The sequence below is a fragment of the Streptomyces sp. P9(2023) genome (assembly GCF_032436795.1).
Lineage (GTDB): Bacteria > Actinomycetota > Actinomycetes > Streptomycetales > Streptomycetaceae > Streptomyces.
Window position 1 is genome coordinate 354,458 of sequence record NZ_JAUPWM010000003.1, and the last position, 13,558, is coordinate 368,015.

13 protein-coding genes are annotated in these 13,558 nt (G+C 71.3%); 6 read left to right on the forward strand and 7 right to left on the reverse strand.

From position 1 onward, the window contains the following. The first annotated feature begins 298 nt into the window (after window positions 1-298). On the forward strand, window positions 299-1,480 hold the full coding sequence (gene nadA / locus Q5762_RS06535; RefSeq protein WP_315891001.1) for a quinolinate synthase NadA: 1,182 nt from the start codon (window positions 299-301) through the stop codon (window positions 1,478-1,480). Window positions 1,481-1,556: 76 nt separating this feature from the next. On the opposite strand, the gene Q5762_RS06540 is transcribed toward nadA, so the two are convergent. Beyond that, window positions 1,557-1,703, reverse strand: coding sequence for a hypothetical protein (locus tag Q5762_RS06540; protein ID WP_315891002.1), 147 nt, complete (start codon window positions 1,701-1,703; stop codon window positions 1,557-1,559). Window positions 1,704-1,888: 185 nt separating this feature from the next. Here Q5762_RS06540 and Q5762_RS06545 point away from each other — a divergent pair, with 185 nt between their 5' ends. After that, window positions 1,889-2,335, forward strand: a complete 447-nt coding sequence (locus Q5762_RS06545) for an MFS transporter (RefSeq protein WP_399494613.1) — start codon at window positions 1,889-1,891, stop codon at window positions 2,333-2,335. A gap of 82 nt (window positions 2,336-2,417) precedes the next feature. Here the strand turns inward: Q5762_RS06545 and Q5762_RS06550 are convergent, their stop codons facing one another. The 5 genes from Q5762_RS06550 to Q5762_RS06570 all read right to left on the reverse strand — a co-directional run bounded on the left by Q5762_RS06550 (window position 2,418) and on the right by Q5762_RS06570 (window position 8,845). Continuing rightward, a complete protein-coding gene (locus tag Q5762_RS06550) occupies window positions 2,418-5,567 on the reverse strand; it encodes an efflux RND transporter permease subunit (RefSeq protein ID WP_315891003.1) in 3,150 nt (1,049 codons plus the stop codon). A 158-nt stretch (window positions 5,568-5,725) separates the two neighbouring features. Continuing rightward, window positions 5,726-6,418, reverse strand: a complete 693-nt coding sequence (locus Q5762_RS06555) for a response regulator transcription factor (RefSeq protein ID WP_315891004.1) — start codon at window positions 6,416-6,418, stop codon at window positions 5,726-5,728. Beyond that, window positions 6,415-7,659, reverse strand: a complete 1,245-nt coding sequence (locus Q5762_RS06560; RefSeq protein WP_315891005.1) for a sensor histidine kinase — start codon at window positions 7,657-7,659, stop codon at window positions 6,415-6,417. Before Q5762_RS06560 ends, Q5762_RS06555 begins: the two co-directional genes overlap by 4 nt. Window positions 7,660-7,744: 85 nt before the next feature. Then, the gene (locus Q5762_RS06565) at window positions 7,745-8,023 is read right to left on the reverse strand and encodes a PspA-associated protein PspAA (protein WP_315891006.1); all 279 of its coding nucleotides are present in this window, start codon (window positions 8,021-8,023) and stop codon (window positions 7,745-7,747) included. 12 nt (window positions 8,024-8,035) lie between these two features. Then, window positions 8,036-8,845 (reverse strand): PspA/IM30 family protein, encoded by an 810-nt coding sequence (locus Q5762_RS06570; protein WP_315891007.1) that lies wholly within the window; start codon window positions 8,843-8,845, stop codon window positions 8,036-8,038. 268 nt (window positions 8,846-9,113) lie between these two features. Here Q5762_RS06570 and Q5762_RS06575 point away from each other — a divergent pair, with 268 nt between their 5' ends. The 3 genes from Q5762_RS06575 (at window position 9,114) to Q5762_RS06585 (ending at window position 11,710) form a co-directional block, all read left to right on the forward strand. After that, window positions 9,114-9,710, forward strand: a complete 597-nt coding sequence (locus Q5762_RS06575) for a DUF3043 domain-containing protein (protein WP_315891008.1) — start codon at window positions 9,114-9,116, stop codon at window positions 9,708-9,710. A 38-nt stretch (window positions 9,711-9,748) separates the two neighbouring features. Then, window positions 9,749-10,528, forward strand: a complete 780-nt coding sequence (locus Q5762_RS06580; RefSeq protein ID WP_315891103.1) for a methyltransferase domain-containing protein — start codon at window positions 9,749-9,751, stop codon at window positions 10,526-10,528. 123 nt (window positions 10,529-10,651) lie between these two features. Then, the gene (locus Q5762_RS06585) at window positions 10,652-11,710 is read left to right on the forward strand and encodes a trypsin-like peptidase domain-containing protein (RefSeq protein ID WP_315891009.1); all 1,059 of its coding nucleotides are present in this window, start codon (window positions 10,652-10,654) and stop codon (window positions 11,708-11,710) included. 314 nt (window positions 11,711-12,024) lie between these two features. On the opposite strand, the gene Q5762_RS06590 is transcribed toward Q5762_RS06585, so the two are convergent. Beyond that, a complete protein-coding gene (locus tag Q5762_RS06590; RefSeq protein ID WP_315891010.1) occupies window positions 12,025-12,234 on the reverse strand; it encodes a hypothetical protein in 210 nt (69 codons plus the stop codon). 91 nt (window positions 12,235-12,325) lie between these two features. Between Q5762_RS06590 and Q5762_RS06595 the strand changes: the two genes are divergently transcribed. Further along, window positions 12,326-13,528 (forward strand): bifunctional adenosylcobinamide kinase/adenosylcobinamide-phosphate guanylyltransferase, encoded by a 1,203-nt coding sequence (locus Q5762_RS06595; protein WP_315891011.1) that lies wholly within the window; start codon window positions 12,326-12,328, stop codon window positions 13,526-13,528. Window positions 13,529-13,558 lie beyond the last annotated feature (30 nt).

The following is a 13,558-nucleotide window of genomic DNA, read 5'->3' on the forward strand; positions in this document are numbered from 1 at the left end:
AGACGGAGACTGCTTGCCGACGGTTGCAACCGGCGGGGCCCCGGATTCATTCCGGGCGAGCCCTAGTCTTTCCCTTTCATGCTCGCACACCCGCCCGCGGAACCAGGAACGAGCGCTCACGGACCGGGAACGAGCCCGCGTGGGCCGAGAAGGAGCTCGCACGGACCGGGAACGGGCAAGTGCCGATCTGTGGACCCCGAATTCGTCACATCGACACTATGGCCATCGTCAAACTGACGTGAAGCGGTTATGATAGATAACGTCATTTAGACGAAAAGGTCTTCCGTTGAAAGAAAGGGTGCGTGACGTGACCACCGCCCAGCCCCTGGACGTCCAGCCGACGCCGCTCGCCCTCCTGCTGCTCGGCCGCGAGGCCGACCCCAAGAGCGAGCGCGGAGTGGAGTGTCCCGGCGACCTTCCGTCGCCCTCCGACCCGGACCTCGTCGAGCGCGCCCGCGCCGCCAAGGAGAAGCTCGGGGACAAGGTCTTCGTCCTCGGCCACCACTACCAGCGCGACGAGGTCATCCAGTTCGCCGACGTCACCGGCGACTCCTTCAAGCTCGCCCGCGACGCGGCGGCCCGCCCGGAGGCCGAGTACATCGTCTTCTGCGGTGTGCACTTCATGGCCGAGTCCGCGGACATCCTCACCACGGACGACCAGAAGGTCGTACTGCCGGACCTCGCGGCCGGCTGCTCGATGGCCGACATGGCCACCGCCGAGCAGGTCGCCGAGTGCTGGGACGTGCTGACCGAGGCCGGCATAGCCGAGCAGGTCGTGCCCGTCTCGTACATGAACTCCTCGGCCGACATCAAGGCCTTCACCGGCAAGCACGGGGGCACGATCTGCACCTCGTCCAACGCCAAGCGCGCCCTCGACTGGGCCTTCGAGCAGGGTGAGAAGGTCCTCTTCCTGCCCGACCAGCACCTGGGCCGGAACACGGCGGTGCGCGAGATGGGCATGACGCTGGAGGACTGCGTCCTGTACAACCCGCACAAGCCGAACGGCGGCCTCACCGCCGAGGAGCTGCGGAACGCCAGGATGATCCTGTGGCGCGGGCACTGCTCGGTGCACGGCCGGTTCTCGCTGGACTCGGTCAACGACGTGCGCGAGCGGATCCCGGGCGTGAACGTGCTCGTGCACCCGGAGTGCAAGCACGAGGTCGTGGCGGCGGCGGACTACGTCGGCTCGACGGAGTACATCATCAAGACCCTTGAGGCGGCCCCGGCCGGCTCGAAGTGGGCGATCGGCACCGAGCTGAACCTGGTCCGCCGGGTGGCCAACGCGCACCCGGACAAGGAGGTCGTCTTCCTCGACAAGACGGTCTGCTTCTGCTCGACCATGAACCGGATCGACCTGCCGCACCTGGTGTGGGCGCTGGAGTCGCTGGCCGAGGGCAAGCTGGTCAATCAGATCCAGGTCGACAAGGAGACGGAGAGCTTCGCGAAGCTGGCGCTGGAGCGGATGCTCGCACTGCCGTAGCCGGTTCCCGACGTACCAGGTACGACGTCACGCCGAAGGGCGCCCCGCAATGCTCGCGGGGCGCCCTTCGGCGTTCCTAGGCTTCCCCCCGGCGGGCCTTGAGGGCCGCGCCGAGCGCCTCCAGGGCCGGCACGGCCGTGGTGAGCGCCGCGCGCTCGTCCGCAGGCAGCGCCGCCAGCGCGTCGGCGAATATCTCCGCCCAGGCGTTCTCGATCAGAGCCATGCCCTGCTCCGCCTTGGGGGTCGGCCTCAGCCGGGTGACCCGCCGGTCGTGCGGGTCCTTCTCCTTCTCCAGCAGCCCGCCGTTGACCAGGCCGCGGACCGTCGCACTGACGTTGCTCGCGCGGGCTCGTCATCGGCCGGGCCGTCGTCTCCGACGTCGCCGAGGGCGCGGCGGCGGCGCGGCTGATCGGGATCCTGATGGCGCTCGGCGGCATCGCCCCGATCGTCGCCCCGCTGGCGGGCGGCGCGGTCATCGAGGCGTTCGGCCGGCGCGGGGTCTTCTGGGTGCTCGCCGTGATCGCCGCGGTGGTGGCGGTGACGGTGGTGGTCGCCGTACCGGATTGCCTGCCGGCGGAGCGCAGGCGGACGGGGGGCGCGGCGGAGTTAGGGCAGCAGCTGCGGAGCGTGGTGCGCGACCGGGCGTACGTCGGCTACACGCTGGCCTTCGGCGTGCTGTTCTGCTCCATCGCCGGGTCGCCGTTCCTGCTGCAGAACGTGCTCGGGCTCGGCGTCGGGGCCTCGTCGGTGGCCTTCTCCGCCGGGGCCGTCGTGGCGACGGTCGCCGGCGCGGTGAGCGCGCGGTCGGTGGGACGGGTGGCTCCGGAGCTTCCCGAAACCCTGCCGGGGGCGTAGGGGGCACACCGCACAACGCCGGAGGCCCGGCTCGGCACCTCTCGGTGCTGGGCCGGGCCTCCGTTTGTCGTGCTGCGACGTGTCAGACGTCCAGCGCGTCCAGCAGGGTCGCGTCCGCGGGGGTCACGTCCGACTGCTGCTGCTTCTCCAGCGAGCCGCCGGCCTTCTTCGCCTTCTTCGCCGCCTTCTTCTTCGCGCGGCGCTCCTTGCGGAGCTCCACCATCGCGTAGAGCGTCGGGACGAGGAGCAGCGTGAGCAGCGTCGACGTGATCAGACCGCCGATCACCACGACCGCCAGCGGCTGGGCGATGAAGCCGCCCTCGCCGGTGATGCCGAGCGCCATCGGGAGCAGCGCGAAGATCGTCGCGAGCGCCGTCATCAGGATCGGGCGAAGCCGGTGACGGCCACCCTCGACGACCGCCTCCACGACGCCCAGGCCCTGCGCGCGGTACTGGTTGATCAGGTCGATCAGGACGATCGCGTTGGTGACCACGATGCCGATCAGCATCAGCATGCCGATCATCGCCGGGACGCCCATCGCCGTGCCCGTCACGATCAGCAGACCGATCGCGCCGGTCGCCGCGAACGGGATCGACACCAGCAGGATCAGCGGCTGGATCAGCGACTTGAAGGTCGCGACCAGAAGCATGAAGACGATCGCGATCGCCGCGAGCATCGCCAGACCCAGGTTGACGAAGGCCTCGGACTGGTCCTCGGAGACACCGCCGATGGACGCGGTCGCGCCCTCCGGCAGGTCGAGCGCGCTGATCTTCGACTGGAGCTCGGTGCTCACCGCGCCGGTGTTGTCACCGGTCGGCTTGGCCGAGATCGTCGCGGCCCGCGAGCCGTCGATCCGGGTCATCGAGACCGGACCGGGGACCAGCTTCACCTCGGCGATGTCGCCGAGCGTGACCGGGCCGAGCGGCAGGGCCTTCAGGCTCGCCATCGTGGTGGCCGGCTTCGCCGAGGTCAGGACGATGTCCCGCTCGGTGTCGTCCAGGATCGCCTTGCCCGCCGGGGTGCCCCTGACCGCCTGCGCGACGGCCATGCCGAGGGTGGTGTCGTCGAAGCCGAGGTCCGCCGCCTTGGCGTTGGCCTTGACGGAGATCCGCGGCACCGACTGCGACAGGTCGCTCTGGACGTCGGTGACGTCGTCCAGCTTGGCGACCTCCGCCTTGACCGCCTCGGACGCCTTCTTCAGGGTGTCCGCGTCGGAGGCCTTGACGACCACGCTCAGGTCCTGGCTGCCGAAGCCGTCGCCGGCCGCGATCGTCGTGTCGCCGATGCCGTCGAGCTTGCCGAGCGCCGCGTCGATGGCGTCCCGGGTCTTCTCGTACGACGCCGAGTCCTCAAGGGTCAGCTGGTACGAGGCCTGGTTGGCGCCCGTGCCACCGCCGAAGGCGGCCATGAAGCCCGAGGAGCCGACGGTGACCTGGTAGTCCTTCACCCCGTCGGTCGCGGCGATGACCTTCTCGACCTTCTGCGCGGCCTCGTCGGCCGCCGCGAGGCTGGTGCCCGGAGCCAGCTCCTGCTTGATGCTCATGACCTCCTGCTCGCCCTGGTCGAAGAAGTTCGTCTTCAGGAGCGGGGCCATGCCGAAGGTGCCGACCAGGACGACGATCGCGATCGCCACGCTGGTGAGCCGGCGCCGGGTCGCGAACCGCAGGACCGGGACGTACAGGCGCTGCAGCCGGCTCTTGTTCTCCTTCTCCTCGGCCAGGCGCCGGGCCTCGTCCGGGTTCTCCGACGTGCCCTTGGGCGCGCGCAGGAACCAGTACGAGAGGACCGGGACCACTGTCAGGGAGACGAGCAGCGAGGCCAGCAGGGCCGCGGTGACCGTCAGGCTGAACGAGCCGAACAGCTCGCCGACCATGCCGCCGACCAGACCGATCGGCAGGAAGACCGCGACCGTGGTGAGCGTGGACGAGGTCACGGCGCCCGCGACCTCGCGGACGGCGGTGAGGATCGCCGACTCGCGCTCCTCGCCGTAGCCGAGGTGCCGCTTGATGTTCTCCAGGACCACGATCGAGTCGTCGACGACCCGGCCGATGGCGATGGTGAGGGCGCCCAGCGTCAGCATGTTGAGCGAGAGGTCACGGGTCCACAGCACGATCAGGGCCAGCACGACCGAGAGCGGGATCGAGACCGCGGTGACCAGCGTGGAGCGGATCGAGGCGAGGAAGACCAGGATCACCAGGACGGCCATGACGAGGCCGAGCGCACCCTCCGTGGTCAGACCGGAGATCGACTTGGAGACGGCCGGGCCCTGGTCGGAGACGACGGTCAGCTCGGCGCCCGCGCCGAGGTCCTTGCGGAGGTCGGGCAGCTTCTCCTTGACCGCGTCGGAGATCGCGACGGCGCTGCCGTCGTTGTCCATGGTGGCCATCACGGCGAGGCTGGGCTTGCCGTTGGTACGGGTGATGGAGGCGCGGGAGGCCTCCTCCTGCTTCACCGTGGCCACGTCGGCGAGCCGGACGGCCTCGCCCTTCGCGGGCTTGAGGCGCAGGTCCTGGAGCTGCTTGAGCGAGGTGAACCCGCCGCCGACCTGGACCGTACGGCTCTTGCCGTCCTCGGAGAACGAGCCGGCCGGGACCGTACCGCCGCCGGAGCGGATCGCCTCGACGAGCTTGCCGGCGTCGAGGCCGGCCGCCGCGAGCTTGGCGTTGTCGGGGGTGACGGAGACCTGGACGTCCTGGACGCCGTCGATGGAGACCTGGCCGACGCCGTCGATGTCCTCGAGCGCCGGGACGACGGTGCGCTCCAGCTGGGCGGCGAGCGCCTGCTGGTCCTTGTCGGAGGTGACGGCGAGGACGACGGTCGGGATGTCGTCGGTGGAACCCGCGACGACCTGCGGGTCGACGCCCTCGGGCAGCGCGACGCGCGCCCGGTTCACGGCCTGCTGGACGTCGGCGACGAGCTGCTTGGTGCCCTCGTCCCCGTAGTCGAAGGTGGCCATGATGACGGCGTTGCCCTCGGAGGCGGTGGACGTGACGCCCTTGATGCCGTCGACGGCCTTGATCGTGCTCTCGAGCGGTTCGACGACCTGCTTCTCGACCACGTCGGGGGACGCGCCCTGGTAGGGGGCGAGGATCGAGACCATCGGGAGCTCGATCGACGGCAGCAGTTGCTGCTTCAGCTGCGGGATGGCTATCGCCCCGAAGACGATGGCGACGATGGACATCAGCCCGATCAGGGCCCGTTGCGCGAGGCTGAATCTGGACAGCCAGGACATGGGGTCTCTCTTCTGTGGCGTGCTCGGCAGGCGGGCGCCAGGACGGTTCCAGGGGTGCCCGCTAACACCATCAGCCATGGGAAGCAGCGGATCCTCAGCCCCCGGGCCCGATTCCTTATCCGGCGCATACCGCGTCTGGAGTACTCCGGGGTACTCCCTCACTCCACCCTTGGACGTACCAACCCTGACTCGTAGGCCGTGACCACCAGCTGGGCGCGGTCGCGAGCCCCGAGTTTGGCCATGGTCCGGTTGACATGCGTCTTCACCGTGAGCGGGCTGACTTCAAGGCGCTCGGCGATCTCGTCGTTGGAGTGGCCGCCGGCGACGAGGACGAGTACCTCGCGTTCGCGGGTGGTCAGCGCGGCCAGGCGCTGGGAGTACGCGGCCCCGTCCTGGTCGCCGTCGAGGTCCGAACTCCCGCCCTGCGCGAGGAACTTGGCGATCAGCCCCTTCGTCGCGACGGGCGAGAGCAGGGCCTCCCCGGCGGCGGCGATCCGGATGGCGTTGAGCAGTTCGTCCGGTTCCGCACCCTTTCCGAGGAAGCCGGAGGCCCCGGCGCGGAGCGACTGCACGACGTACTCGTCCACCTCGAAGGTCGTCAGCATGACGATCCGTACGCCGGACAGCTCCGGGTCCGCGGTGATCAGCCGGGTGGCCGCGAGCCCGTCCGTGCCGGGCATCCGGATGTCCATCAGGACGACGTCGGCGCGGGTGGAGCGGGCCAGGGCGACGGCCTCGGCGCCGTCGGCGGCCTCGGCCACGACCTCCATGTCCGGCTCGGAGTTCACGAGCACCTTGAAGGCGCTGCGGAGCAGGGCCTGGTCGTCGGCGAGCAGCACGCGGATGGTCATCTGTCTTCCCCCGTACGGGCCGTCGCGGCCGTTGCGGCCGTCACGGGCAGTATCGCCTGGACACGGAAGCCGCCGCCGTAGCGGGGTGCCGCGGTCAGCGTGCCGCCGAGGGCGGTGACCCGCTCGCGCATGCCGAGCAGCCCGTGCCCGCCGGTGTCGTCGGACGGGGTCGACTGCGGTACGCCGTTGTCGAGGATGGTGACCTCGACGGTACGGCCGACCCGGATGACGCTCACCTCGGCCTTGGCGCCCGGGCCCGCGTGCTTCCGGACGTTGGTCAGGGCCTCCTGGATGATCCGGTACGCGGCGAGGTCGACGGCCGCCGGCAGGTCGGTCCCGTCGGTGACGCGGGCCAGCTCGACGGGGAGGCCTGCGTTGCGGAAGGTGTCGAGCAGCGCGTCGAGGACGGTGAGGCCGGGGGCCGGTTCGGTGGGCGCCTCGGGGTCGCCGGACTGGCGCAGCAGGCCGACGGTGGCGCGCAGCTCGTCGAGGGCGGAGCGGCTGGCGTCCCGTACGTGCGCGAGGGCTTCCTTGGCCTGGTCGGGCCGCTTGTCCATGACGTGCGCGGCGACCCCGGCCTGGACGTTGACCAGGGCGATGTGGTGGGCGACGACGTCGTGCAGATCGCGGGCGATCCGCAGCCGCTCCTCGGCGACCCGGCGGCGGGCCTCCTCGTCCCGGGTCCGCTCGGCGCGCTCGGCCCGTTCCCGTATGGCGTCGACGAAGGCGCGGCGGCTGCGGACGGCGTCGCCGGCGGCCGCGGCCATCCCGGTCCAGGCGAAGACGCCCAGGTTCTCCTGGGCGTACCAGGGGGTGGGCCCGAAGAGCATCGAGGCGCCCGTCAGCACGGCCATGGTGATGAGGCCGACCCGCCAGGTGGTGGGGCGGTCGGTGCGGGAGGCGACGGTGTAGACCGCGATGACGACGCTCATGACGACCGGGGCGGGCAAGTTGTCGGCGATCAGCTCGACGAGGGTGACCCCACCGGTGAAGGCGAGCACGGCCATGGGGGCGCGGCGGCGCAGGACGAGGGCGGCGCCGCCGAGCAGCATCAGGAACACGCTGCTCGCGTCGGGGGTGCGGTCGCCGAAGGTCGGGCCGTTCGGGCTGCCGTGGGGATCGGCGAAGGAGGCGCTGATCATGCAGACGAGCACACCGAACGCGAGGGCCCCGTCGAACGCGAGGGGATGCGCCCGCAGCCACTGCCGGAGCCGGGGGAAGCCGCTGTCGAGGGTGGTCACGACAAGCAACGGTACGGGGTGGGGAACACGGCAGCGCCCCGCTTCCCCCGGGAGGGGAGGCGGGGCGCTGCCGCTGTCGGAGGCGTCAGCCCGGGATCAGACCGTCGTCGGAGAGCATCTCCCGGACTTCTTCGAGCGTCGCGTCGGGGGACGGGAGGATCAGTTCGGAGGGTTCAAGCGCCTCGTCGGGGAGCGGTTCGCCGAGCTCGCGCACCGTGTCGAGAAGGTGCGTGAGCGTGCGGCGGAAGCCGGGGCCGTCCCCGGACTCCATCTCCGCGAGCAGTTCGTCGTCCAGCTTGTTCAACTCGGCGAAGTGACTGTCGGCCAGTGTCAGCTGGCCCTCCCCCATGATCCTCACGATCATGACGCGCCGTCCTTACTGCTTGTCGAACCGGGGGTTGGAGGACTGCTGCCCCTGGGCCTGGTCCTGCGGCGTGGCCGTGCCGTTGCCGCCCTCGATGGCCTGCTTGGAGGCCGACGGGCCGCCGGCGAGCTCCGCCTTCATCCGCTGGAGCTCCAGCTCGACGTCCGTACCGCCGGACAGCCGGTCGAGCTCCGCCTGGATGTCGTCCTTGGCCAGGCCCGACTGGTCGTCGAGCGCGCCCGAGGCGAGCAGCTCGTCGATCGCGCCGGCCCGCGCCTGGAGCTGGGCCGTCTTGTCCTCGGCGCGCTGGATCGCCACGCCGACGTCGCTCATCTCCTCGGAGATGCCCGAGAAGGACTCGGCGATCCGGGTCTGCGCCTGGGCGGCCGTGTAGGTCGCCTTGATCGTCTCCTTCTTCGTACGGAAGGCGTCGACCTTGGCCTGCAGCCGCTGCGCCGCCAGCGTGAGCTTCTCCTCCTCGCCCTGCAGCGTCTGGTGCTGCACCTCGAGGTCGCTCACCTGCTGCTGGAGGGCCGCCCGCCGGGAGAGCGCCTCACGGGCCAGGTCCTCACGGCCGAGCGCCAGCGCTTTGCGGCCCTGGTCCTCCAGCTTCGTGGACTGGCCCTGCAGCTGGTTCAGCTGCAGTTCGAGCCGCTTGCGGGAGGTCGCCACGTCGGCGACGCCCCGGCGGACCTTCTGCAGGAGCTCCAGCTGCTTCTGGTAGGAGTAATCGAGGGTCTCGCGCGGATCCTCGGCCCGGTCAAGGGCCTTGTTTGCCTTCGCGCGGAAGATCATCCCCATACGCTTCATGACACCGCTCATGGGCTTCGCGCGCCCCCTTCTGACGGACTCGGCTCAAGCACTCCAACAGGATCCACAGTACGGGCCCTGTCTCCATTACCGCACTGTTCGGGGCCGGATGTGCTCCTCCCCAAGGACGATCACGAACGGGCTCTCTCCGGCCCAGGGTGTAGGTGGACCTCGGGGAAACCGTGCGTGTCGTCCGCGCGTACCCCCACAGACGCGGTCCGATACCAGATCGTTCCCGCCCGCACTGGGGTCCACACCCCCCACCACGTACTCTGGCAATGTGTTCCGTAGCCGTTCCAAGGAAGAGAAGGCCGCCACCGACAAGGTGAGCGTGGACCTCTCCAAGCAGCCCCGCGACCCCGAGGCCCCCAAGGGCCGCCCGACCCCGAAACGGAGTGAGGCGCAGACCCAGCGCCGTCGCGCCGCGACGGTGCCGACCGACCGCAAGGAGGCGTCCAAGCGCCAGCGCGAGGCGCGCCGCTCCGACCTGGCTCGTCAGCGCGAGGCGCTGGCCAGCGGTGACGAGCGCTATCTGCCGGCCCGTGACAAGGGTCCGGTGCGCCGCTTCGTGCGCGACTTCGTCGACTCGCGCTTCGCCATCGCCGAGTTCTTCCTGCCGATGGCCGTGGTGATCCTCGTCCTGTCGATGGTCCGCGTGCCGGTCCTGCAGAACGTGTCGCTGCTGCTCTGGCTCGGTGTGATCGTGATGATCGTCATCGACTCGATCGGTATCTGGCTCCGTCTGAAGAAGCAGCTCGCCGAGCGCTTCCCGAACGAGCCGACGCGTGGCGCCATCGCCTACGGCCTGATGCGTACGCTCCAGATGCGCCGACTGCGACTGCCGAAGCCGCAGGTCAAGCGCGGAGAGCGGCCCTGAGCGCGGACGGCTCCGAGCCGGGCCCGGGCAGCGCTCCGCTGCCTGCCGCCTCCTCCCCGTGGCCGAGCGGCTACGGCGGGCTGCGCGACACCGTCCGCCAGGAGCTCGTCGCGCGTCAGCTCGACGAGCAGATAGCCGGCCGGTACCCGGTGGGGCAGCGGCTGCGGATCCTGGACGCCGGCATGGGCCAGGGTACGCAGGCGCTACGCCTTGCCAGGGCCGGTCACACGGTGACCGGTCTGGAATCCGATCCCGAGCTGCTCAAGGCCGCGCGTGAGTCGCTGGCCACCGAGCCTGCCGGGATCCGTGAGCGGGTCCGGCTGATCGAGGGGGACGGCCGCGAGACGGGCGTGCACTTCCTGCCGGGCAGCTTCGACGTCGTGCTCTGCCACGGCGTGCTGATGTACGCGGACGAGCCGGACGCGCTGCTCGCGGGCCTGGCCCGGATGCTGGCGCCCGGCGGTCTGCTCTCCCTGGTCGTACGGAACGCCGACGCGCTGGCCATACGTCCGGGGCTCGCCGGGGACTGGTCGGGGGCGCTGACCGGGTTCGACTCGGACACGTACACCGACGGCAACGGGGTGAAGGTGCGGGCCGACCGGCTCGACGCGCTGACGTCGACGCTCGCCGGGATCGCCGCGCCGCTGCACGCCTGGTACGGCGTGCGGGTCTTCACCGACGGCGTGCCGGGCGGGGTGGGACTGCCGGCCGCCGAGGAACTGGAACGGCTGCTCGCCGCGGAGGACCGGGCCGGGCGGACGGAACCGTACCGGCGGGTGGCGGCGCTGCTGCATCTGTGCGGGGTGCGGGGCGGCTGATCGCCCCGGGCCGGGGTTTGCATCCGACCCCGGGGGGTTGCGCCCGATGCCGGGGTTGCGCCCGACGCCTGATCGGACCTCTTCACCGAGCCGGACCGATCGGGTGAACGTGATACTCCGGACATGGACGTGTCCCGTGCCCGACGCCTTCTCCTCGCCCTGACCGCCGGTGCCTGCGCGGTCGCCCTCGTCGGCGGCTGCTCCTCCGGCGACGCGCAGCGGGCCGAGTCCTCCACGCAGGCGGCCGCGCCGGCCGTCGCCAACGAGCTCCAGGACGACTACCAGGCCGTGATCAAGGACGTCCTGCCGTCGGTCGTGCAGATCGACGCCACGAACAGCCTCGGTTCCGGGATCGTCTACGACGGCAACGGCCACATCGTCACCAACGCGCACGTGGTCGGCGAGGAGAAGACCTTCCGGGTCACGGCCGCGACCGGCAAGGAGCCGATGGCGGCCCGCCTCGTCGCCACCTACCCCGAACAGGACCTCGCCGTCATCCGGCTGAACTCCGTACCGGACGGGCTGAAGGCGGCGACCTTCGGTGACTCCGCCAAGGTCGACATGGGCCAGATCGTGCTGGCCATGGGCTCCCCGCTGGGCCTGTCGGGCAGCGTCACACAGGGCATCGTCTCGGCGACCGGCCGCACGGTCAGCGAGGGCAGTGAGGGCGGCGGTACGGGAGCGACCCTCGCGAACATGGTCCAGACGTCGGCCGCGATCAACCCGGGCAACAGCGGGGGCGCGCTGGTCAACCTGGACGGCGAGGTCATCGGCATCCCGACGCTCGCGGCCAGCGATCCGGAGCTGGGCGGGGGGTCGGCGCCGGGCATCGGTTTCGCCATCCCGGTGTCGATGGTCCGGACCGTCGCCGACCAGATCATCAAGGACGGCAAGGTGACGGACTCCGGGCGGGCTGCGCTGGACATCACCGGCCGGACGGTTCTCGACGACGCCTACGAGCCGGCGGGGGTCGCGGTGGTCGAGGCGCCGGCGGACGGGGCAGCGGGCAAGGCGGGGATCAAGCCGGGGGACGTGATCACGCGGGTGGGGGACACGGACGTCACGACGATCACCTCGTTGCAGGAGGCGCTGGCTTCGATGAAGCCTGGGGACGAGGTGACGGTGGTGTACGAGCGGGGTGGGAGCGAGGCGAAGGTCCAGGTCACGCTCGGGGAGATCTAGGGCAGGCCGACGGGTGCCGGCCGTAGGTGGTGCGCCCGGCCTCCGGCCGGGCTGGGTCTCCCACCCTCCCCCAGAGCTTCGCCCGGGGGTACCCCCGTCTCGCTGCGCTCGCCCGTGCTACTTGGCGGACAGATGCGGGTCTCCCGGTGGGCCGCACACGCCGTCGGCGAGTGCGGGCTCGTGGGCATCACGGGGGCGCGTGCCGGCGGGCAGCACGCGCCGTCGGCGGCTGCGGGCCCGTGGGCATCACGGGCCGGAGTCGCCGCCTGTGGCCACCACCGGCCCGCGGCACGCCACCCCTGCCGCCGAGCGCTCTAGCTCTCCGCTGCCGCGCTGAGGGACATCACGTAGATCTGGGTGTCGTCCTCGAAGAGGGTGACCGATTCCGCGCCGCCGTCCAGGAGCTCCTTCCAGACCTCACCGATCCAGGACTCGGCGTCGCCCTGCGTCGTGAACTCCTCCGGTTCCACCGCCGGAGCGGTCTCCGTGCCGTCGGCCTTCTCGAACCGCCACGTCCATGCCATGTGCGCCTCCTGAGGTTCACCGGATGATCGGTTTCCTGCCCGCAGCGTAGCCGGGCGCGCACCCCTCGCGGTGACGCGGGAGGATCAATGGGTGGAACTGACTCTGCTCGGCACCGGCGCCCCCCTCGGGCTCCCCCGCCCCGAATGCCCCTGCGCCGTGTGCGCGACCTCCCGTGGCGACCGCGCGCGGGCCGCCACCTCGCTGCTCGTGGACGAGTCGCTGCTGCTCGATCTGACGCCCGGGGCCGCGCTGGCCGCCGCCCGGGCGGGGCGCTCGCTGGTCGGCGTACGGCAGGTGCTGCTCACGCATCCGCACGACGGGCCCGCGGTGGAGGTGCCGGCCGGGCTGCCGGACGCCGGACGGGTGCCGGACGGCCGCGAGTTGACGCTGATCAGCGGGCACACGGTGCGGGCCGTGCCGATGGACTCCCCGGGTACGGGGTACGAGGTGACGTCGCCCGAGGGGGAGCGGCTGCTCTATCTGCCGCCCGGGGGCTCCCCCGCCGGTCTGCCGGACGATCACCGGCCGCCGTACGACATGGTCGTCATGGACGTCACGGACCGGCCCGACGCGCTGGCGCGGCTGCGGGCGACAGGCGCGGTCGGGACGGACACCGACGTGATCGCCGTGCACCTCGACCACGACGTGCCGAACGGCCGCGAGCTGGACCGGCGGCTCGCGGCGGCCGGGGCGCGGGCGGTGCCGGACGGCACGACCCTGTACGTCGGCGAGTACCACGCCGTGCCCGAGGTGCCGCGTCGCACGCTGGTGACGGGCGGGGCCAGGTCGGGCAAGTCGGTGGAGGCCGAGCGGCGTCTGGAGACCGTCCCCGAGGTGCTGTACGTGGCGACGGGCGGGACCCGGGAGGGCGACCCGGAGTGGGCGCAGCGGGTGGCCCTGCACCGGGACCGGCGGCCGGGCTCCTGGCGTACGGCCGAGACCTGCGATCTTGTACCGCTCCTGGAGGCCGAGGGTCCCGCGCTGCTGATCGACTGTCTGTCTCTGTGGCTGACGGACGCCATGGACCAGGTGGGCGCCTGGGACGACGAGCGGTGGGCGAGCGGGGGTCAGGAGGCGCTGCGGGAGCGGATGGAGGCGCTGGTGGCGGCGGTGCGCGCCACGTCTCGTACGGTCGTCGCCGTGACCAACGAGGTCGGGTCCGGGGTCGTGCCGGGCACCGCCGCCGGGCGGCGTTTCCGGGACGAGCTGGGGCGGCTCAACGCGTCCTTCGGGGACGAGTGCGAGCAGGTGCTCCTGGTCGTCTCGGGACAGGCGCTGGTGCTGCGCGGGTAGGGTTCGAACACCCGTAACCCATAGCCCATC